Source organism: Robertmurraya sp. (assembly GCF_036676585.1).
GTDB lineage: Bacteria > Bacillota > Bacilli > Bacillales > Cytobacillaceae > Robertmurraya_A.
The window spans coordinates 1-21661 of the sequence record NZ_JAKFCQ010000103.1 but is presented as its reverse complement, the minus strand read 5'-3'; the positions used below and the strand labels follow the sequence as shown (position 1 = coordinate 21661).

Here is a 21661-nt window from a genome sequence, read left to right as displayed (position 1 = left end):
ACTATGCCTAATAATACTGTGGTAAATGCGATCGAAAAGGATCAACAAAAGGAACAAGAATCACTTAACTTGTTTTACTCAACGCAAACGGTTATACAAAAAGCCTTAAATAAGCTAGGGTATACACACGAAATGTATGAATTGTTAAAAGATCCAATCAGAATGCTAACAGTTCGTATTCCAGTCCGTATGGATGATGGGACGGTTCAAATTTTTACAGGATACCGTTCACAGCACAATGATGCTGTGGGACCGACAAAAGGAGGTGTGCGTTTCCATCCGGAAGTAGATGAGGAAGAGGTAAAGGCATTATCGATCTGGATGAGTTTGAAATGTGGGATCACGGATCTTCCTTATGGAGGAGGAAAAGGTGGAATTATTTGTGATCCGCGAAAGATGTCCTTTAGAGAACTCGAGAGATTAAGTCGTGGGTATGTCCGTGCAATCAGCCAAATTGTTGGACCAACGAAGGATATTCCAGCACCAGATGTGTACACAAATTCACAAATTATGGCGTGGATGATGGATGAGTATAGCCGTTTGCGTGAGTTTGATTCTCCCGGTTTTATCACAGGAAAACCAATCGTATTAGGTGGATCTAAGGGCAGAGAAACGGCAACCGCCCGAGGAGTAACGATTTGCGTAGAAGAAGCTGTAAAGAAAAAAGGCTTTGAATTACAAGGAGCAAGAGTGGTCATTCAAGGGTTTGGAAATGCAGGAAGCTATTTAGCGAAATTTATGCACGATGCCGGGGCAAAGGTGATCGCAGTTTCAGATGTATATGGGGGAGTTCATGATCCAAATGGGCTCGATATCGATTATCTTCTCGATCGACGCGATAGTTTTGGAACCTTTTCTAAAATCTTTGAAAACACGATAAGTAATTCAGAGTTATTAGAGCTTGACTGTGATATTTTAGTACCTGCAGCTATTTCAAATCAAATTACCGCTCAAAATGCAGCCAATATTAAAGCGAAAATTGTGGTGGAAGCAGCAAATGGTCCAACCACTCTTGAAGCAACAACCATTTTAACAGAACGAGGAATATTGTTAGTGCCAGATATATTGGCAAGTGCCGGTGGAGTTACGGTTTCTTACTTTGAATGGGTGCAAAATAATCAAGGTTATTATTGGTCAGAGGAAGAGGTCGATGAAAAACTATCTAAGGTGATGAACCATTCCTTTGAAAATATATTTCAAACAGCTGCGCTCCATTGTGTAGATATGCGCTTAGCAGCATATATGGTAGGGATTAAAAAGATGGCAGAAGCGGCTAGATTCCGTGGATGGGTATAGGTAAGCAGTTATAAAAAAGGTTACTGAACCTATATTGAACTGAGCCCCATTTCACGGACAGTTTAAAAAAGGTGCTTAAGCTGCTAATAGATGACTCCGGTATTGTACCGGAGTCATCTTCTTTAAGCCCCACTGATAACGATGATTGTTATATTCCTCAATAACTCGATTAACTTCTGCACTTACTTCTGCTAGATTCTCACAGGACTTATACTCGGCGAGATCTTTAAAATGCCCAAAGAACGCTTCCATTGGGGCGTTGTCCCAACAGTTACCCTTGCGGGACATTGACTGTTTTAGCCCGAGGTTTTTCACCTTCATTTGAAACACAGGATGAGTATAATGGAAACCCTGATCTGAATGTAAGATTGCTTCAGGGTGGAAGTGTTTATTTACTGCCATTTCTAGCTTTTTAAGCGTCTTATAGACAATATCCATTTCCAAGGATGTTGATAAATAATGTGCCAAGATTTCTTTGGTTGATCCATCCTTTATACATGACAAATAAGCTTTCTGTCCTTTTCCATAATAAATATATGTAATATCTGTAAGCAATACTTTCCCTGGTTCTTCTTGGTTAAAGTTACGATCTAGAAGATTAGGACAGGTGCGGTGTTCCTGGGTCGCTTTTACCATCTTTCGATATGGATTGGCCCTTCTAATTTTAGTTATTAGGCTATACTTAGCCATAAGTCTTCTGATTTTCTTATGGTTCATTACTGCCGAATAATCATTTTCCATAATCATTTTGATTTGAAGGGCACCAACCTTCTCTTTCTTAGAAAGAAAGATTCTCCTGATTAGTTCAATATCCAGTTCGTCCTGTTCATTACGAATCTCCCTTGAAGGAGTAGCCTTAAGCCAATCATAATAGCCACTTCGGCTTACCCCGGCTAGCTTACACAGATAAGTGACAGCGTGCTTCAATTTGTGTTCTCTTATAGTCTTTTCAATCAGATAGAACTTTTCAGCTGGTGCTAGAAGCGTTTCTTCTTCAACACCTGCCTTTCTAGTTCTTCGAGCTTTTTTAAGAAATCTACTTCAGCTTCTAAAAATTTTATCCTAGCTTCTGCTTTCTTTAGTTGTTCCTCTACAGAAAGTGACCTTGAAGAAGGTCTCCCTGTACTTCCTTTCCCTCGGCGTTCAGTGAGGAAGCCTTCCTCCCCATACTTATCAAAAGTTTCCTTCCACCTTAAAAGACAGCGACCAGGTAGCTTTTTACCTATAATATCTAGGTTGAACCCATTCTCAAGAAAGATTTGAGAAGGACTTTTACCTAGCTTATATTCTTGTACTGCTTTTATTTTGAATTCAGCTTTATATGTAATGGATTTGTCGGATGCATGAATGATATTTGGATTCTTCTCTAATTCTTTTATTTGATATTCTGTATATAAATTCTTGGCCATGATAAATCCCCCGTTTTCGTATGAATTCATTATAAACGGGATTTTTTCTTAAAAGATAAAAAACCCCGAATAAGGGGCACCTTTTTTTTAATAGTGACCGTTATTCGGGGTATAGTTCATATTAGGCAGCCCTGTAAGTAAAAAAGATTTGTAAAAGGAGTGAACCTAGTTGCTAGGTAAAGTATATGAATTTATTTATAGTCCTTGTTCCGGTACGATAGAGAAGGTTCTTACAGGGGAAAGTAACCATGTGTATGAATGGGAAAAGTTATTCGTTATTAAAAAGACTAACGGGCGTACAGAAGAAATATCAATTGGAATTAGTGGACATATCACTTCTTTACATGTGAAAGAAGGCGAAGTTGTGAATCCTTTGACTGTACTAGCTACCATTCAGGATGACCTAATAATTACCGGATCTGATTAGAAATTAAAACTCTTTCCGATCAAACGGAAAGAGTTTTTTTGCATCCCTAATGCAAAATTCAATTTTAAATGCAAAAATACTTGGCATAATATGTTCGGAAAAAGTTCACAATTTAAGCTTTTCTATTTTGGCATGAAATTTGCAATATAGAAGATGTAAACGCATACTTACAAGGGGAAAAGGGGGATATAATGAATTTACCGGAAAACAACACTTCACATGAATTAAAAAGAACAATGAAAACACGTCACTTATTTATGATCTCATTAGGAGGGGTAATAGGATCAGGGTTGTTCTTAGGATCTGGCTACACGATTAGCGAAGCGGGTCCGATGGGGGCAATACTTTCTTATCTAGTGGGTGGAATTATTATGTTTTTAACAATGCTGTGCCTTGGTGAGTTATCTGTTGCCATGCCAGTATCAGGCTCCTTTCAAACATACACGACCAAATTTATCGGACCAGGAACGGGATTTGCCCTGGGTTGGTTATATTGGCTCGGGTGGTCTGTAACGGTTGCGTTGGAATTCCTTGCAGCAGGACAGTTGATGGAAAGATGGTTTCCAGATGTTCCGGTTTGGATATGGAGTGGGATCTTTGCTGTCGTCTTGTTCTCCTTGAATGCATTATCGGCTAGAGCTTTTGCGGAAGCAGAATTCTGGTTTTCTAGTATTAAAATATTAGCCATTCTACTTTTTATTGTGTTAGGTGGAGCAGCCTTGTTCGGATTCATCGATTTAAAAGGTGGACAAGAAGCGCCGTTCTTATCAAATTTTACGGCTCATGGCTTGCTTCCGAACGGCTTTTCCGCGTTAATTATCACTATGATTGCAGTTAACTTTTCCTTTCAGGGTACAGAATTAATTGGGATTGCTGCTGGGGAAAGTGAAAACCCAGAGACAACCATTCCTAGATCGATCAAGCAAACGGTATGGAGAACTCTTGTATTCTTTGTCCTAGCGATTTTTGTGGTTGCTGGATTAATTCCGATGGAAAAAGCAGGAGTGATTGAGAGTCCTTTTGTTGTTGTATTTGATAGCATTGGAATACCGTATGCGGCAGATATTATGAATTTTGTTATTCTAACAGCCTTACTTTCAGTTGGAAATTCAGGTTTGTATGCGGCTACTCGTATGTTATATGCGATGTCAAAAGAAAAAATGGCAAGTCCAGTTTTAACAAAAGTAAACAAAAAGGGTGTACCCATGAATGCATTGATTTTAACAATGGGGATTTCTCTATTGTCACTGCTTTCAGGATTTTTCGCAGCAGAAACGGTGTTTGTATGGCTGCTTTCAATTGCTGGACTCGGTGCACAAGTTGGTTGGATTTCAATTACTGCTTCTCAAATTGCTTTCCGTAGAAAATATATACGGGACGGAGGTAAGCTAGAGGATCTAAAATTTAAAACACCATTTTTCCCGGTACTTCCAATCATCGCGCTTACATTAAATATTATTGTACTTGCTAGCTTAGCATTTGACTCAGAGCAACGATTAGCCCTATATCTAGGCGTTCCGTTTGTCATTGCATGCTACTTGATTTATCACTTCAAGATAAAAGATCAACATGAAAATAAGGAAGAAGCAAATTACCAAGTACGAAAAGTACAGTAACCATACAATACAAGAAAGCTTTATGCTCCTTATGGATATAAAGCTTTCTTTTGTTTTTTTCAGGGTGATATTAGGATGGTTTAATATGGTGAAATGATTTGTCTAAGTACGAGACAATGATTACGTTGAGAAAGATCGAAATGTGATTCGACGATATTGGATAGAAGTGGAGTAATACTATTTATATAAACGCACTTACTACCGGAGTTCCACAGCAGGAATAGTATTTATTCTTGAAACCTTTACACTCCTTACACGTATATAGTTGTAAGGAGCTGTAGACGCTGAGTCTTCCAATGAGAGGGGAAAGTGTGATGAGTGTATACGTAGGTGTTGGGATTATAAGTGCTTATATTGTATTATCATTATTACTAGTACCGGTGCAGTATAAGTATATTAAACAATTAGCAGAGACCAAGAACAGAAACAAGGAAAGAGGAGTTTCTGAAGAAGAGCACTATAATCAAATGAGCTTTGAAACAGAGCAGTTACACTTTAATGCGCAAGGAAATCTCTTGTTCATAGGAGCCAATCTGTTGGCAACCCTAGTTTACAATTTGAAAACCAGAGGGAAGAAGTAATACAACTTTATCATAGTGGATTATGTGCTGCCATTTAAGGCAGTTTTTTTGATATAGTGAATTAATTTTTTAATTAGTTTGTACTATTCATAATATTAGAAATGAAAAAATCCATTTTTTGCATTATACTTAACTTACTACGTATAGGTGAGGTATTTATGGAAAATAAAATTGTACCTTTAACGAATTTGATAGATTTAAAAAATCATGGGCATATATTGTATACATACAATAAGATTGATAATTATATTGAAAATGCCATCTCATATATCGAATCGGGGATTGACCAAGGTCATCACATCATTATGATTGAAAGTAAAGATACATATGAACAAATGAAGATAATATTAAAAGGGATGTTGACACAGGATGCACTTGATTGCATCCATTTTCTTGATAATTATGAGTTTTATCGACTATATGATGATTTTCATTGTGACTTAATCGTTAGTCATTTTTCAGATGTTATTACTCATTTTCAAGAAAAACATATAACCGTAAGAACGTGGGCAAATGTTTGCTGGAATGATGAAAGGGAAATTGAGTTGAAACTCGAGAGCTTTGAAAGAACCGCTGATCAATGTGTTCGTCATTCCAATCTAATATCGGTCTGCGCGTATAACGGGAACAAAATAACCGCCTCTCTCCAAAACAGCATGCTAAAATCCCACGAGTACATTATGACCGATCATGAATTAGTAAAATCTTATTTTTATAAAAATAATTCCGTTCCATTACCTTCGTTAACTATCGCAAAAGAAACCCAACTAGAGGAAAAATTAATTGCTACAAAGCATCAATTGCAATCTTTTATCTTTCAAAATTTAGATCCTGTGGTCATCATTGATAAGTGGGACAAAGTCATTACAGTAAATGCGGCATTTCAGTCAACCTTTGGTTTCACTGCAAATGAAGTGTTAGGTCTTTATGCAAGTGAACTTCCTATCCTACCAGATGATAGAAAATTCGAAGTGATACTAAATAGAAGTTTTACTGTTCTCGGCGAAAAGGTAAAAGGGTATGAAACGATAAGAATAACAAAGGATGGCAAAGTGCTTCAGGTACAGTTGTCTTGTTTCCCATTGCTTGATGAAAGGAATGAGTTGGATGGCTGGGCTGTAATCATACGGGATATTACCGAAAGAAAGCAAGCTCAGGAGTTATTAATTAAGTCAGAAAAATTGTCCATTGCTGGGGAGCTAGCTGCTGGCATTGCTCATGAGATTCGGAATCCAATTACTTCTATTAAAGGATTCCTTCAGTTGATGCAATCAAGTAACTTTGAAAAGCAGATTTATTATGACATTATGTCATCTGAAATTACTCGAATTGAGCAAATTCTTAGTGAGCTTCTTATGTTAGCAAAACCGCAAGCCGTTCATTTTGCACGTAGGGATGTAATGGTACTAATACGAGATGTAGTTACGTTATTAGGACCTCAAGCAACGCTTAATAATGTTCAAATCATCACTGATTTCAAAACGGAAACAGCACAGATTATGTGTGAGGAAAATCAAATCAAACAGGTTTGCATCAATTTTATAAAAAATGCAATAGATGCGATGCCGGATGGAGGAAACTTAATCATACAACTGATTTCTAGTGCAAAGAAGGAATTAATTATTCGTTTTATAGATGAAGGAAGCGGAATTCCAGATGAACTGATTTCAAAGCTTGGTCAACCATTCTATACGACAAAGGAAAAGGGGACAGGTCTCGGATTTATGGTGAGTAAAAGAATTGTAGAGAATCATCAAGGTACTGTCACCATATGTAGTGAAGTAGGGAAAGGCACTACCATTGAAGTGAAATTGCCTAATTAAATTACCTGTAACATTGAGAGGAGAGCAAAGATGAAACAAAAGCTAGAATCGAATGAATATGCATCTTATTATTCCACGTATGTAGACTTGGTACCTGAGGGAGATATGATTAACATCTTAATGCAACAAATGGATGAGACAGCGGACATTATTAAGGACTTAACAGAGCAGCAAGCCCATTTTTCTTATGGAATAGGAAAGTGGAGTATCAAAGAAGTGATCGGACATATTGCGGATACTGAACGAATCATGGGATATAGGCTTTTATCTTTTGCACGTGGTGAAAAAGCTGAACTACCAGGATATGATGATAATGATTACGTAAGAAATGCTTCGTTCAATGGTCTATCCCTACAAGATTTACTTGAAAACTTTCAGATAACTCGTAAATCTACGTTACAGTTAATAAAAAGCCTTCCGAGTGAAGCGTTTTTACGTAGGGGAAAAGCTAATGGCTCAGAGGTTTCCGTCCGTGCACTAGTCTACATTATAGCAGGACATGAGCTACATCACCGTAATCTCATTAAGGAGCGCTATATTGGATCCAGGGAATTTCCTAAATAATATAACTTCCTGACTATGTTAAAAATTTGTATTTAGTGTTTCTTTGGATACGAATGGTCAAAATGGGTAACGATACAGTTATTATTGTATTTTTTAAAAGGATGATTCAATTGTCTAATACCCGTCTTGAACAATTCGATAAAGCCGTACAACTGAGAGAAGATTCAACCGATCTATTAATTCATATTTGGAAAGAGTATCATTTGTACACAACGTTGGAGTACTGGATAATGGCGTCAATACTTGTTGTTCCATTATTAATATTATTTATTAAAATTGATAAAAGTAAAATCTTTTTAATTGGATTTTACGGGTATAGTGTTCATGTTGTTCTTGCTTATGTTGATATATATGGCATGAATGAGGGATTTTGGCACTATCCATTTCAATTACTACCTGTTTTGCCAAGTTTATCTATTGATGCTAGTATTGTTCCGGTAGTAAGTATGATCATGTATCAATGGACGTTAAATCATTATAAGAACTACTATCTTTATGCCATTTTAACTGCAGGTGCCTTTGCGTTTGTATTGAAACCATTACTTGTTGGCCTTGGATTATTTAAATTGTATGGAAAAGTAAATTTTATACATTTATATGTGGGGTACATCTTAATCCTACTTATGGCAAAATTTATGACCAATGTATTTATATGGACTCAAAAAAAATATGGGCCTCCAGCCAAACAATTTTGACCATGCCTTTACAAAAAGTAAAGGCATTTTTTTTTTTTGTATGGGAAAGTGTGTAAAAGAAGGAATAATATACATCTTTGTAGAATTAGTTAAACTTGTGTTTCTGCAAACAATAAAAGAAGAGGAAAGGGAAGTTTATCATCCACTAGAAAAAGTAGTGGAACTGTTAAATAGGGGGATTTAATAAATGGATGTATCATTATTGTTACAATATGGTTGGGTTTTGCTTATTTTGATTGTTCTAGAAGGATTATTATCTGCTGATAATGCCCTGGTTTTAGCGATTATGGCAAAGCATTTACCTGAAGACCAACAGAAAAAAGCGATAAATATTGGATTGCTTTTAGCATTCGTGTTTAGAATAGGGGCCATTTTCATCATTTCGTACCTGTTTCATGTGTGGCAAGTTCAAGCCATTGGAGCAGCGTACTTAATTTATATTGCTTTAAAGCATTTGTTCACGAAACACGAACGTGAAAAAGACGCGAAAGGGAAAAGTTATCGTGCAACTGTAGCTTCAATTGCTTTAGCCGACATTGCCTTTGCAGTGGATTCTATTTTGGCTGCCGTTGCTCTTGTTCTTGCACTACCAGACACGCCACTAGGAGATATTGGTGGAATGGACGCAGCTCAATTCATTGTTATCTTATTGGGAGCGATTGCTGGGTTAATTGTTATTCGATTTGCTGCAGCATTCTTTGTTAAGATCTTAACGGAACGTCCAAGTCTTGAGCGCGCTGCCATGCTACTAGTTGGTTGGGTAGGGATAAAACTCCTTATGCACACTCTTGCCCATCCATCGGTTCATATCATTTCACATGATTTTGTTGAAGGTCCGATTTGGAATACAATCTTTTGGTCTGTCATGTTAATAATCGCTCTTGGTGGTTGGTTCATGTCGGGCAAACAAAAAGCAGTTGGTCACTAAAATAAAGAGGTGCATGAATCCTTATTGGATTTGTGCACCTTTTACATTATTTAAGTATTAGTGCAATTGTTGAAAAGCTTCTTCTATGCTCCCATATCCTTTTTTGTCATCGAAATTTGGTTCATCTGTTTCAATGGTCCATTCTTTATTAATGAGTCCAAATTGCCCCTCATGATTCGTCTTATATGTTTGATGTAGCATGTATGTCCCACCATTTTGGTTAATGGTATAGCCTATATAATATTCTCCATTTGGCCCTTGCTCTTCAAAAAGACCAATATCTTCTAACTTATATGTATCCATTAACGAGTGAAAAGATTGTTGTAATGTGTTCATGATCTCCTCACGTGTACCATATTCCAAATTAATCATCCTTTCATGGTGTATGTAAAATAAATCCTCTATGAGTAGTAATATCCTACAAAGTTCAATTTATTAGAAAAAAAGTGAAATAACGAACCTTTCCTTATAAAAGCAATAAATGTATGGAAAGATAAAATAATTACTCAAACATAAAGGGTGTTATATGTAATGGATGATAAGACGAAAATCCGGTTGACTGCAGCAGAAATGTCGATGTTATAGACTCAATACATCAACGACACAGCTTCCATTTGTGTAAATAGTTATTTTTTAGAAAAAGTAGAAGATCATGAAGTCAAACCAGTTATTGAATTTGCTCTAAATGGTTCAAAATATAATATTTCCTTTTTAAAGGAGCTATTTACAAAAGAAAGCTTTCCCATCCCAATTGGATTTACCGAAAAGGATGTTCATGTAACCGCTCCAAGACTCTTCTCAGATACATATTTTTTAATGTATTTAAGAAATATGTCTGTTCTTGGAATGGCAGCGGGAGGCCTAGCTCTTGGGATTGCAACGAGACCAGAGGTAGTGGAATTTTTTAAAAGTGTTTTGAAAACGGCAGTAGGCTTACAGGACTTAACACGAGATTTAATGTTAAAGCAGGGTACATATGTCAGACCACCATTCATTTCAACACCAGATAGAGTCGACTTTGTTGAAAGGCAGAGCTTTTTAACTGGATTTTTAGGAGAAAAAAGATCGCTTGTGGCACAAGAAATTACGATGTTATTTAATAATATCCAAACAAATGCCATTGGAAAAACGTTAATTACAGGTTTTGCTCAAACGGCCAGAACAAAAGAGGTAAAAGATTACTTTATACGAGGAAAACGAATTGCTCAAAAGCATATCGACATATTTAGTGACATTCTAAAAAAGGAAGATTTACCTGCTCCGATGACTTGGGATACCGCTCTTTCGGATTCGACCATACCTGTTTTCTCAGAGAAATTAATGATGTTTCACGTATCTGGTATGATTGCTGCTGGTATTGGAAATTATGGTGCTTCTATGTCAGGAAGCCCTCGTAGAGATTTAGGTTTAAAATACGCGTCTCTTATTCCTGAGATCGCCCTGTATGCAGAGGATGGAGCAAATATCATGATTAAGCATGGCTGGTTAGAGGAACCGCCTCAATCGGACAATAGAGAGAAATTAATAAATGGGGAATAAAAAAGAACAAATGTATGGACCATACATTTGTTCTTTTGGTAGTTGTAGATTATTTACTACTTTTTTCAAAGTGAAAAAAGCCACTGGCATAGACCTTTGATGAGTTATATAAATGTCATAAGTGCTCCGCCGATTACACCTGTCACAACAATGATCCATGGAGGTAACTTCCAGTATACGAGCATACTGAATAAAATAGCCGCAAATGCAAAATCAATCGGAGCTAAAATGGAACTCGTCCAAATAGGTTGATAGAAGGCGGATATTAGAATTCCTACCACCGCCGCATTCACCCCCATTAATGCCCCTTTTATTTTAGGATTACGACGTATAGAATCCCAGAAAGGTAATGCTCCCAGCACTAGAAGAAAGGCAGGTAAGAAGATGGCGAAAGTGGCTAATAACCCACCGTGCCAACCGCTTATGACCGTTCCTAAATAAGCAGCAAAGGTAAAGAGGGGGCCAGGTACTGCTTGTGTAGCACCATAACCAGCTAAAAATGCCTCTTCAGTTAATATTCCAGTCGGAACAAATTCTCGTTCTAGTAATGGTAACACCACATGTCCGCCACCAAATACTAAAGAACCTGATCGATAAAAACTATCAAACAAAGCGACCCAATGAAGTGAAGTGGCCTCTCTTAAAATTGGGAGCAATAGTAAAAGACTAAAAAATACTAGTAAGGAAATGACTCCAAAACGACGACTAATTGGAAATGCCATCTTTTGTTCATGTGTATCTGTTTGTTGTCTGTAGAGGAAAAATCCAAGAATTCCTGCAATGAAGATTACTCCAACCTGAGTAAAGGCTGTTTGCCAAAGGAGTGTTACAACAAGAGCAAATAGTGCAAGTGCTTTTCTTTTTAAATCAGGAGTTAAATTGTTTGCCATTCCTAAGATCGCATGTGCAACGACTGCAACAGCAACAATTTTTAATCCATGTATCCAGCCTGCTTCACCCACTTCAAATCCACGAAGTAAAAGAGCAAATATCATAAGGGCAACAACCGAGGGAAGAGTAAAACCGATAAATGATACAATTCCTCCAAGAACTCCAGCCCTCATGACACCAATTCCAATCCCTACTTGGCTACTAGCTGGACCAGGTAGGAATTGACATAGTGCGACTAAATCAGCGTAACTTTTTTCATCAAGCCACTTTCTTTTGCGTATATACTCGTTGTGGAAATAACCTAAATGGGCGATTGGACCCCCAAAGGATGTTAATCCTAATTTGGTAGACACGATAAGGATTTCCAATAATGATTTCAGCTGATTCACCATATCACCTCTAAAGCTAATCTTTTATTTCTTTAAATAATTCATATGCCTTATTTCTAGCCTCGTCTAAAATTTGTATGCCTTTCTCGGTTGTTGAATAATACTTTCGTATTTTCCCTTCAACGTTTTTCTCTTCCTTTGATAGTAATCCATCTTCTTCCATGGAGTGGAGAATAGGGTAGAGTGTACCAGAGCTAATATTGTAGCCATGTTCTTTTAGTTCTTCGAGCATCCACACACCAAAGATAGGTTTTTCCTTGGCATGATGCAAAATATGAATGTGAATAAATCCAAGAAAGAGTTTCCTCAGTACCTTGTCTTCCAAAGGTTCACCTCCAAATTACCAATATAGGAAACCGATATTGACTTTCGAAATCGATTATAACATTAATCCCTAGTATTGCTATTCATAACAAGTATTATTTACAAAACCTTTACATTGTTAGGGTGTTTCGTAGCTTGATAAGTTACAATTTGTGGATAGGCAATGCCAGACAAAATAATCAAAACACCTGACCATTGTACCCATGTTACCTGTTCTTGAAGTACCCAGACGGAAGCTATTACAGCTACAGGGAGTTCTCCAGCACTAAGTATACTAGCAAGTGCGGGACTAATCTTAGGTGCTCCTAGGGAAAAGAGTAGGATGGGAATAACTGTTCCGAAGGCACCTAAAAGGAAACCATAAAACCATATACCGTCTCCGAGTGAAGAAAATAATACTTTAGGTGTGAAAATGGTTAGTAGTACTAATAGACCACCAGTAGATATGTAGAAACTACGAGTAATTAAAGGGAGTTGAGTTTCCACTTTTCCACTTAATAAAATAAATAAGGACATCATAAAAGCAGCAAGTAAACCAAAAATCAATCCTAACATATCTATTTCCTTAACATTTCCTCCAGCCATTCCACCTGCTAAAAAAGTGCCTGCTATTAATAATACGAGAGATAAAAGGGTAGATTTAGAAGGCCATTTTTTGGTTGCTAATGAATGAAGCAATATTCCCATCCAAGTGAATTGAAAAAGCAAAATAATCGCTATAGATGCTGGAATGGTTTGTAGGGAATAGTAGTAAAAAACGCCAGTCAATGCAGTAGATGCACCAACAGCAGCCAGACGTATAAACTGTTTCAAACTTATTTTTTGTCGAGAGAAAATAATCATTAAGATGAGCATCATTCCCCATCCAAAACCATATTGCCCGGTTGTTACTTCACGAAAGGTAAACCCTTCTTTGTAAGCTAATTTCACAATCGTTGACAATATTCCGAAAGAACAGGCTCCTAGAAAAACATAAAATGAATATAAGACCAAACGAAACAAGATTTAACCCCTCCTAAAAATATAAAGAACCCATCTTTATTGTTTTAGTTTCCAGAAAACAATAAAAATGGGTTCTATGAGTTAACAAAATTATACTTTTTATATAGGGTTTGTGACAAGGGATATACTTCTATTTTTATGAGGAGGAAACAAGCTTTTATATCATTTATGTTAAACGGTGATCACCACTTTACCTTGAGCATGACCTTCAGAGAAATAATTGAAAGCATCAGCAATCTCACTTAATTTATATTTTCTATCGATAACTGGCTTTACACTACCTGTTTCAAGTAAATCTTTTACATAAATTAAGTCTTTTTGATTGGCTCTCTGTAGTATGTTTCCCATCTTTTTACTTCCGATGATTGATGTCCACGGTCCTTGTATCAGGGTTTGAAATAACTGTTCTCCTGAACCTCCGACATGAAGAAAGATGCCATTCGGATTCAATGCTCTTTTATAAACAGATAAGGGTTGGCTTCCATTCACACCTAATATCAAGTCATACTTTTCCTGCGATAGGGTGAAATTCTCTTTCTGATAATCGATGACATGGTCAGCACCAATGGAAAGTAAAATGTCTACATTTCTTGTACTGCACACTCCCGTCACTTCAGCACCAAGAGATTTTGCTATTTGCACAGCAAATGTTCCAACACCACCAGAGGCTCCATATATCAGAACTTTTTGTCCAGGTTGAATATTCCCTTTATTCCGAAGTGCTTGTAGAGCAGTAACTCCAGCCATAGGAACTGCTGCTGCTTCCTCAAAGGACACATTTTTTGGTTTGAATGCGAGAGCGTCTTCAGGAACGCATACATATTCTGCAAAACCACCCCAGCCATAGGCAGATAGGTCACCGAACACCTCATCACCTGGTTGAAATTGCTTTACTCCATTCCCTATTGATTCAACTTCACCAGCAATGTCGCCTCCAGGTATGGAGTATTTCGGTTTAAATAAACCAAAAGCCAATCGAGCCAAATAGGGTTCACCTTTTAAAAGAACGAGGTTTCCATAATTAACAGAGGAGGCATGTATTTTCACTAACACTTCCTTGTTCTTAGGAACAGGTTTATCCACCTCTTTTAATGAAAGTACATCAGAATTTCCATACTTTGTACAAACAACTGCCTGCATGTAAATACCTCCTATAAATCAATCTCAATAAAATTTAATATAGCTTAAAGATATTCAATGAAACATCTCTTAAAAACTGATCAGGTTCTTTTTAACAAACAAAAAAATTGTTTTTAAAAAATTTTAATAATTTTTTAAATTCCTAGTTTACAGGTAGGGATAATGTGGATTATAGTAAAGAAACAAAGTTACTAAAGAAGTTTGGAGGCTATGAAATGAAAAAGTTAATTGTATTTGCGTTTATTGGTTTGTTTGCACAGCTAATAGACGGGGCATTAGGAATGGCGTATGGGGTGACGTCCTCATCAATGTTACTAGCATTTGGCATTGCACCAGCAGTTGCATCCGCATCCGTTCATTTAGCAGAAGTGGTAACAACAGCTGCATCTGGAGCTTCACACATTAAATTTGGAAATGTTGATAAGCAAACCGTAGTCAGACTCGTCATTCCAGGATCGATTGGAGCATTTTTAGGGGCTACATTTTTGAGTAATATTCCCGGTGACCTTGCAAAACCCTATATTTCTATTTTTTTACTTGCCCTTGGTGTATATGTTTTAGCTAGATTCTTATTCATGTTTAAAGTTGGAGAACAGAAAAATAATATTGGCCTTTCAAGAAAAAAATCCATTCCTCTAGGATTGATCGCGGGTTTTGCTGATGCGACAGGTGGAGGAGGCTGGGGTCCCATTGCAACTCCTGTATTGCTATCTCAAAAAGGAATCAGTGCACGTAAAGTAGTTGGTACAGTTGATACTAGCGAATTTGCCATTGCCGTTTCTGCTACACTTGGATTTTTAATCTCCCTTGGTTGGGAACAAGTAAACTGGCTGTGGGTAGGAGCTTTAATGATTGGTGGATTAATTGCTGCACCGATTGCTGCCTGGTTAGTACAAAAAATCCATGCTCAATTAATGGGTGTACTTGTAGGAGGATTTATTATCCTAGTTAACTCTAGAACTCTTGTAACAACATGGATTGATCAAACAAATGTTTATCCATTTGTTTACGCTAGTATTGCAGGTATTTGGATAGCTTCGATTGTATATATTGCAATAAAAATTAAAAATACAAATACAAATACAAATACAAATGCTAATGCAAGTGAAGTATTAAATTAAGTTTTGCGACCCCCTTAAGACTACAAAGTAATTCAATTTTTATATGCAAAAGTCGACTGATTTAATCAACAATTATATGTTTATGGTAAAATGTTGACTAGAATACTCAACTTTTCAAATGATTGAATAAGGCTAAATTTAGGGGGAAATAAAATGAAGGTTTCAAGTAAGGGAGAATATGCACTAAGAGCACTACTAGTCCTTGGGGAACATCATGGAAAAGTGGTATCAATTCAAGAAATTTCAGATAAAACTTTAGTTACTGTAAGTTATTTAGAACAAATCTTATTAAAGCTAAAAAAATTAGGGTATTTAGAAAGTAAAAGAGGAACAAATGGAGGATATATCCTGAAGCGAGAGACAAGGGACATAAACATTGGTGAAGTCATTCGGGTGTTAGAGGGACCACTTTCCCCTATGGGATGTGCATCAATCACGAAATACGAACCATGTCAATTAGAACCTTCATGTCAACTAAAGCCACTCTGGTCGCTTGTAAGAGATACGATCGCGTATGTGTTAGATCAAACAACTTTAGAGGATTTATTGGAGAATCGATTAACTTTGAACAAAGGGGATGATTTTCTTGCTTTCAAAAGGACAAATTGATGAGCAAGTACTAGAAAAAGTGAAGGTTTTACTCGAGAGCTTAGAATATGGGACGGTTCAAATAACCGTACATGACTCTCAGGTAACTCAAATCGATAAAATAGAAAAATACCGTTTACCTTTACAAGCAAAAGGGAAAACCCAACAAAAACATGCTAAATAACAAAAGTAAATACATGCCGATCGGACAACCGAAGGCTCCTGTTAGTTAACTGTTCATGAACATGAACCGTTGCTGAGGGGGCTTTTTATTTTGAAAAAATATACAGAGGAGTGGAGAAAAAATGGGACATCCAACGATTTATCCAACAGGAGCGACAGTTTATCAACCAGAAAAAGCAAGCAGTGGTTATACGATTTATCAAGCTGCAGACTTAGGGGCACTATTAATTGATATGAATGGAAAGGAAGTGCATTTGTGGAAAGGACTTCGTGGGTTTCCTAATAAACTTTTACCTGGAGGCTATGTATTAGGGAGTACAGCCGAAAGAGATCCCAAATATGGATTTCAAGATGAAGTGGATGTAGTTCAAGTGGATTGGGAAGGGAATATTGTTTGGGAATTTAACAAATATGAATATATTGAAGACCCCGGACATGAACCGCAATGGATGGCGAGGGCTCACCACGATTATCAAAGAGAAGGCAGCCCAGTGGGATATTACTCTCCAGAATTAGAGCCTCGTATTATTGGCGGAACAACGTTAATTTTAGCTCACAAAAATGTTCATAAGCCTGAAATCTCTGACAAATTATTATTAGATGACGTCATCATTGAGGTGGATTGGGAAGGGAATATTCTTTGGGAGTGGGCAGTTAGTGATCATTTTGATGAGCTAGGCTTTGATGAAAGTGCGAAAAATGTTCTTTTCCGAGATCCGAATACACGGTTCTTTGGAAACTCTACTGGAGATTCGGCTGGAGACTGGATGCATATCAATTCCATGTCTACGATCGGACCAAATAAGTTTTATGATCAGGGAGATGAACGTTTTCATCCTGACAATATTATTTGGGATGCAAGAGAAACGAATATTATTGCGATTATTGATAAAAAAACTGGAAAAATTGTTTGGAAGTTGGGTCCAGACTACTCCACACAAGATATGAAGCATTTAGGCTGGATTATTGGTCAGCATCATGCACATATCATTCCTCAAGGCTTACCTGGTGAAGGGAATCTCCTCGTATTTGATAATGGTGGATGGGCTGGATATGGATTGCCGAATCCTGCTTCTCCATATGGAGTAAAGAGCGCGGTACGCGATCATTCCAGAATTTTAGAAATTAACCCTGTCACATTAGAAATCGAATGGCTATATACACCAACAGAAGCGGGTTTCCAAGCACCATTAGATTCTTATCGCTTTTATAGTCCTTATATAAGCTCTGCCCAACGTTTGCCTAATGGAAACACATTGATTACCGAAGGGGCAGATGGAAGGATTTTTGAAGTCACTCACGAGCATGAATTAGTTTGGGAATATATTTCTCCTTATAAAAATAAAAGAAATGCAAACATGGTGTATCGTGCTTATCGTGTCCCATATGATTGGGTACCTCAGTTAGATAAGCCGGAAGAAACAGAAATTGTGCCTTTGAATATTGCTGAGTTTAGGGTGCCTAATGCAGCAAGTACAGGTACAGATTCAGTTGTTACGGTTGCAGGAACCGTATCATATGGAGATGGAGCATTCTGTGTAGCAACTGTAGACGAAACGAGAAAAGAGAAAGTAGAAGAATTAGAGGATTCTAAGGGGGAGATAGAATGAAAAAAATAATGTTATCAGTACTTAGTATATTGCTACTTTTTAGCCTTATCATCACAGGATGCTCAAGCACCACAAAAAGCAGTACAAGTGACTCAGGAGGAAAAGCAACAGAAGTGAGTACGGTTAGATTGGCCATTGATACAGCTGCAGGAGGATCTTTTCAGTTTCGAGCAGCTGAAAAGCAGGGATATTTTGACGAACAAGGGGTAAATGCAGAGCTATCTAATTTTGCTTATGGCATTGATACGGTTAACGCCATTTTAACGGAACAGGCGGACACAGGACTTGCTGCTGATTACGCTCTATTAAACTCGTTAGGGAAAGGCGATATGGTGGTTGTTTCCACTCTGACAAGAGGCCATGAAAGATCATTAAAAGATAACCAGCTTCTTGTGCGAGGGGACATCAAGAGTCCAGAGGATTTAAAAGGAAAGAAATTAGGTGTGCCTAAAGGGACGGTAACCGAGTATATATGGGCGAAATATTTGGAAGCCAATCAAATTAGTGAAGAAGACATCACTTACGTTCCATATAGTACACCTGATGAAGCCCTTGTAGGAGTGAAAAAGGGAGATATCGATGCGGTTTGGAGTTCAGGTGCCTTAAAAGATAAGTTCAAAAGTATAGAAGGAGTCACACAGTTAGATGACTTAGAAAGTGCGGGTGTCACAATTGATAGTTACCTTCTTGCGAAACGATCATTTGTGGAGGAACATCCAGAAGCAGTGGAGTCGGTTCTAAAGGCATTATCACAAGGTATTGAGTATGTAGGTAACCATCAAAAAGAAACAGCCCAAATGGCCTTTGAACAATTAAAAGTACCAGAAGAAGACGCGTTAAAAGATATTGAAAGACAAAATTATGTTTTAGGATTTAGCGAGGAGGATGTTAAGCATCTTGAGGATATGAAAGAATGGCTAGAGGAAAAAGGGATATTAAAAGAGTCATATAATCTAAAGGATAAGCTGTCCCTTGAGCCACTGAAGAATGCCTTTCCTGATTTAGTAACAGTTGAATAAAGGAGGAAAAAAGGATGAGCACAGTAAAGGAAAAAGTGATTGAAACTCCTGCAGCTATTTCCATTACGGGATTAACAAAATCCTTTAACGATAGTAGTTTTCATGTGCTGGAGGAGGTGGATTTATCCATTCAACGAGGGGAGTTTTTTATTCTCCTTGGTCCGAGTGGATGCGGGAAGTCTACCTTACTGAATATCATTGCTGGGTTTATTGATAAGTCTGCCGGTGAACTGATCGTTGACGAAGAAGAGGTTCATAAACCGGGCAGAAATCGAGGGGTTGTTTTCCAACAGGCCGATTCTGCACTATTTCCATGGCTAACGGTAAAAGAAAATGTTGAGTTTGGATTGAAGATGAAGAAAGTACCCAAAAACATTCGTCAAGAAACATCTGCACATTATATTAATCTAGTCGGGCTAAAAGGTCACGAAGGGAAATTCCCGAGAGAGCTTTCGGGTGGAATGAAACAAAGAGTACAGTTAGCTCGTGTATTAGCCAATGATCCAGAAATTTTGTTAATGGATGAACCTTTCGGTGCCCTTGATGCGATGACTAGAAGAACGATGCAAACCGAATTCATTCGAATATGGAAGGAAACGAATAAAACCGTTATTTTTGTGACACATGATATTCAGGAGGCACTGTTACTTGGGCAAAAGGTAGGTGTCATGTCTGTAGGACCGTCCTCAAATATTGAAGCTATATACGATATTTCATTACCTTATCCTAGGAGTTTTACCGATAAGGAGTTTAGTCTCCATTACCACAGTATTCAATCTCATTTTGATTAAAGGAGGGGGCCAAATGGGTGCACTAAGAAATAAAGTGATAAAAAGTGAGAAGATATTTCAAAAGAAAAAAATTCCATCGAGCCTTCTGGTGAAAATGATAAACAGTGGAATTCTTGCGTGGATTCTTGTTTTTGCGATTTGGAGCATAGCAGCTAGCCTGTCTGATCCGCAGTTTCTACCGAGTCCATTGGCTGTTTGGAAAGGTGCGGTCGACCTTAGTCAAGATGGTTCACTCTTCCTTTATATATGGGTGAGTCTTGTAAGAGTCATTTCAGGCTGGACATTAGGAAATCTTGTAGCGATTCCTACTGGATTGCTAATTGGTCGGATTCCCATACTCCGAGCATTATTTGATCCGATTATTAACTTTGTCCGATTTATCCCACCACTCGCATTTATCACCTTATTTATGCTTTGGTTTGGTATTGGGGAGCAGTCGAAAATCTTTTTAATTATGTACGCCACTTTTTTCATTGTAACCATTAACACCCTTACCGGTGTGCAGGCTATTGAAGAAGATAAAATACGTTCAGCTAGAAGTATGGGAGCATCAGAGTGGCAAATTATGTTTCATGTCATTATCCCGGCATCCCTTCCTTATATTTTTACAGGTGCAAGGCTTGCCATGGGTTCTTCCTTTATGGCCATCATCGGGGCAGAAATGGTTGCAGCTAATGAAGGAATAGGCTATATGATTTGGAACTCAAGATTGTATTTTAAAACAGATTGGATCTTTGTGGGGCTAGTAATTCTTGGACTAATGGGCTTCACGATGGACCGTATCTTCAACCAGTTTGGAAAAGTAATTCTTAAAAGATATAACGTGGTTAGGAATTGATAAAAGAACTCTTACCTTACTAATTTATGTAAAAAAAACAGTTTGGTTTTCCAATAGTACAGTAGTAAGACTTGTTGGTGAATGAATAAACTAAACTGGAGGTATTGAGGATGTCAAAACAATTAAGATTAGCAGTAGAAAAAAGAAAGAATTATTTAATTAATTACTTAATCAAAGCAGGAATCTACAAGAAGAACGAGCAACATTTATTTGAGCTAACACTTACAGACTTAGAATTAGAGTATAAAAAGTGGAACCGAAATCGTAAGGAATAAGTGTGGACCTTCGTTAAGCGAAGGTCTTTATTTTTATAAGTTGAGTTTTTAGTAACTGATCATGGGTAGCACGCCTATAAGAATTGAATATAATTTAACATACAACAGTAAGGAGTATGTTATGGACGATCAGGTCAAAGAATTATTTGGTGCGGTAATAACTGCAATAGGGACAATACTTTCAGCAATAGCAAGTATACCTACACAGTCCACTAGAATAACAGATTTATACAAAGGCTTAGACATTGTCGGGAATACACTTCAAGGAACCGGCAATGCCATCCAAGCAGACGCGCAAAGAAATCCCTCACTCGAGAAACTAGGTAATGAGATTCAAGCAATAGGAAACAGTACGGTTGTTGCTGGTCTTATTTTGGATGTAGAAGAAGTAACGGAAGAAAAATTAGTGATCACGGGCAACTTATTACAAGCATTAGGGGGCGGTGTAGCACTAGGGGAGGAATTTGAGGACCCATCCGCTCCTGGACAAATTTACAATATATACGGGAACCTACTCCAATCTACAGGGAATTCGCTTCAAGCAATTGGAGGGTCTATTAACTTAAGAGAAAAGGAAGAGTCTGAATCTGAATCTGATTCTGATTCTGATTC

Annotated in this window: 24 protein-coding genes; 18 read left to right on the top strand and 6 right to left on the bottom strand. The window is 37.5% G+C overall.

Features of this window, described 5'->3' with window-relative positions; all coding sequences use genetic code 11:
• The first annotated feature begins 3 nt into the window (after positions 1–3).
• Positions 4–1296, top strand: a complete 1293-nt coding sequence (locus tag ACGLXV_RS14325; protein ID WP_391559156.1) for a Glu/Leu/Phe/Val family dehydrogenase — start codon at positions 4–6, stop codon at positions 1294–1296.
• A gap of 75 nt (positions 1297–1371) precedes the next feature.
• On the opposite strand, the gene ACGLXV_RS14320 is transcribed toward ACGLXV_RS14325, so the two are convergent.
• A protein-coding gene (locus ACGLXV_RS14320; protein ID WP_377058879.1) for an IS3 family transposase occupies positions 1372–2705 on the bottom strand; the annotation gives its coding sequence in 2 pieces (ribosomal slippage) (positions 1372–2333 and positions 2333–2705; 1335 coding nt in all).
• 169 nt (positions 2706–2874) lie between these two features.
• Between ACGLXV_RS14320 and ACGLXV_RS14315 the strand changes: the two genes are divergently transcribed.
• The 7 genes from ACGLXV_RS14315 to ACGLXV_RS14285 all read left to right on the top strand — a co-directional run bounded on the left by ACGLXV_RS14315 (position 2875) and on the right by ACGLXV_RS14285 (position 9339).
• A complete protein-coding gene (locus ACGLXV_RS14315; protein WP_119707889.1) occupies positions 2875–3132 on the top strand; it encodes a biotin/lipoyl attachment domain-containing protein in 258 nt (85 codons plus the stop codon).
• A gap of 191 nt (positions 3133–3323) precedes the next feature.
• Complete coding sequence (locus ACGLXV_RS14310) at positions 3324–4748, top strand: amino acid permease (RefSeq protein WP_391559155.1); 1425 nt, start codon at positions 3324–3326, stop codon at positions 4746–4748.
• A gap of 314 nt (positions 4749–5062) precedes the next feature.
• On the top strand, positions 5063–5329 hold the full coding sequence (locus ACGLXV_RS14305; RefSeq protein ID WP_391559154.1) for a DUF3949 domain-containing protein: 267 nt from the start codon (positions 5063–5065) through the stop codon (positions 5327–5329).
• 158 nt (positions 5330–5487) lie between these two features.
• Positions 5488–7152: an ATP-binding protein gene (locus ACGLXV_RS14300; protein WP_391559153.1), complete on the top strand. Its 1665-nt coding sequence runs from the start codon at positions 5488–5490 to the stop codon at positions 7150–7152.
• 30 nt (positions 7153–7182) lie between these two features.
• On the top strand, positions 7183–7716 hold the full coding sequence (locus ACGLXV_RS14295; protein ID WP_391559152.1) for a DinB family protein: 534 nt from the start codon (positions 7183–7185) through the stop codon (positions 7714–7716).
• Positions 7717–7826: 110 nt separating this feature from the next.
• A complete protein-coding gene (locus ACGLXV_RS14290; RefSeq protein ID WP_391559151.1) occupies positions 7827–8411 on the top strand; it encodes a hypothetical protein in 585 nt (194 codons plus the stop codon).
• A 187-nt stretch (positions 8412–8598) separates the two neighbouring features.
• Positions 8599–9339 carry a TerC family protein gene (locus ACGLXV_RS14285; RefSeq protein ID WP_391559150.1) on the top strand — a complete coding sequence of 247 codons (741 nt, stop codon included), beginning with the start codon at positions 8599–8601 and terminating at the stop codon, positions 9337–9339.
• Between the two features lie 57 nt (positions 9340–9396).
• Here ACGLXV_RS14285 and ACGLXV_RS14280 read toward each other — a convergent pair whose 3' ends face one another.
• Positions 9397–9702, bottom strand: a complete 306-nt coding sequence (locus tag ACGLXV_RS14280) for a DUF5634 family protein (RefSeq protein ID WP_391559149.1) — start codon at positions 9700–9702, stop codon at positions 9397–9399.
• A 231-nt stretch (positions 9703–9933) separates the two neighbouring features.
• Between ACGLXV_RS14280 and ACGLXV_RS14275 the strand changes: the two genes are divergently transcribed.
• Positions 9934–10878 carry a DUF3231 family protein gene (locus ACGLXV_RS14275; RefSeq protein ID WP_391559184.1) on the top strand — a complete coding sequence of 315 codons (945 nt, stop codon included), beginning with the start codon at positions 9934–9936 and terminating at the stop codon, positions 10876–10878.
• Between the two features lie 104 nt (positions 10879–10982).
• Here ACGLXV_RS14275 and chrA read toward each other — a convergent pair whose 3' ends face one another.
• From chrA to ACGLXV_RS14255, 4 genes are all read right to left on the bottom strand, one after another.
• Positions 10983–12161, bottom strand: coding sequence for a chromate efflux transporter (gene chrA, locus ACGLXV_RS14270; protein WP_391559148.1), 1179 nt, complete (start codon positions 12159–12161; stop codon positions 10983–10985).
• A 13-nt stretch (positions 12162–12174) separates the two neighbouring features.
• Positions 12175–12483 carry a PadR family transcriptional regulator gene (locus tag ACGLXV_RS14265; RefSeq protein ID WP_391559147.1) on the bottom strand — a complete coding sequence of 103 codons (309 nt, stop codon included), beginning with the start codon at positions 12481–12483 and terminating at the stop codon, positions 12175–12177.
• Positions 12484–12581: 98 nt separating this feature from the next.
• Entirely contained in the window at positions 12582–13484 is a 903-nt protein-coding gene (locus ACGLXV_RS14260; protein ID WP_391559146.1) for an EamA family transporter, read from the bottom strand.
• A gap of 171 nt (positions 13485–13655) precedes the next feature.
• Entirely contained in the window at positions 13656–14624 is a 969-nt protein-coding gene (locus ACGLXV_RS14255; RefSeq protein ID WP_391559145.1) for an NAD(P)-dependent alcohol dehydrogenase, read from the bottom strand.
• Positions 14625–14839: 215 nt separating this feature from the next.
• Here ACGLXV_RS14255 and ACGLXV_RS14250 point away from each other — a divergent pair, with 215 nt between their 5' ends.
• The 9 genes from ACGLXV_RS14250 to ACGLXV_RS14210 all read left to right on the top strand — a co-directional run.
• Entirely contained in the window at positions 14840–15745 is a 906-nt protein-coding gene (locus tag ACGLXV_RS14250; RefSeq protein ID WP_391559144.1) for a sulfite exporter TauE/SafE family protein, read from the top strand.
• A gap of 153 nt (positions 15746–15898) precedes the next feature.
• A complete protein-coding gene (locus ACGLXV_RS14245) occupies positions 15899–16354 on the top strand; it encodes an RrF2 family transcriptional regulator (RefSeq protein ID WP_391559143.1) in 456 nt (151 codons plus the stop codon).
• Positions 16332–16517, top strand: a complete 186-nt coding sequence (locus ACGLXV_RS14240) for a YezD family protein (protein ID WP_391559142.1) — start codon at positions 16332–16334, stop codon at positions 16515–16517. The genes ACGLXV_RS14245 and ACGLXV_RS14240 overlap by 23 nt, the downstream gene beginning before the upstream one ends.
• Positions 16518–16638: 121 nt before the next feature.
• The gene (locus tag ACGLXV_RS14235) at positions 16639–18126 is read left to right on the top strand and encodes an aryl-sulfate sulfotransferase (protein WP_391559141.1); all 1488 of its coding nucleotides are present in this window, start codon (positions 16639–16641) and stop codon (positions 18124–18126) included.
• Positions 18123–19145 carry an ABC transporter substrate-binding protein gene (locus ACGLXV_RS14230; RefSeq protein WP_391559140.1) on the top strand — a complete coding sequence of 341 codons (1023 nt, stop codon included), beginning with the start codon at positions 18123–18125 and terminating at the stop codon, positions 19143–19145. The genes ACGLXV_RS14235 and ACGLXV_RS14230 overlap by 4 nt, the downstream gene beginning before the upstream one ends.
• Before the next feature lie 14 nt (positions 19146–19159).
• The gene (locus tag ACGLXV_RS14225) at positions 19160–19936 is read left to right on the top strand and encodes an ABC transporter ATP-binding protein (protein WP_391559139.1); all 777 of its coding nucleotides are present in this window, start codon (positions 19160–19162) and stop codon (positions 19934–19936) included.
• A 94-nt stretch (positions 19937–20030) separates the two neighbouring features.
• The gene (locus ACGLXV_RS14220; RefSeq protein WP_391559183.1) at positions 20031–20774 is read left to right on the top strand and encodes an ABC transporter permease; all 744 of its coding nucleotides are present in this window, start codon (positions 20031–20033) and stop codon (positions 20772–20774) included.
• A gap of 110 nt (positions 20775–20884) precedes the next feature.
• Positions 20885–21049 (top strand): Fur-regulated basic protein FbpA, encoded by a 165-nt coding sequence (locus ACGLXV_RS14215; RefSeq protein WP_119707909.1) that lies wholly within the window; start codon positions 20885–20887, stop codon positions 21047–21049.
• A 121-nt stretch (positions 21050–21170) separates the two neighbouring features.
• Positions 21171–21661: DUF6944 family repetitive protein (locus tag ACGLXV_RS14210; RefSeq protein WP_391559138.1), on the top strand; the 491-nt coding region annotated here is incomplete at its 3' end.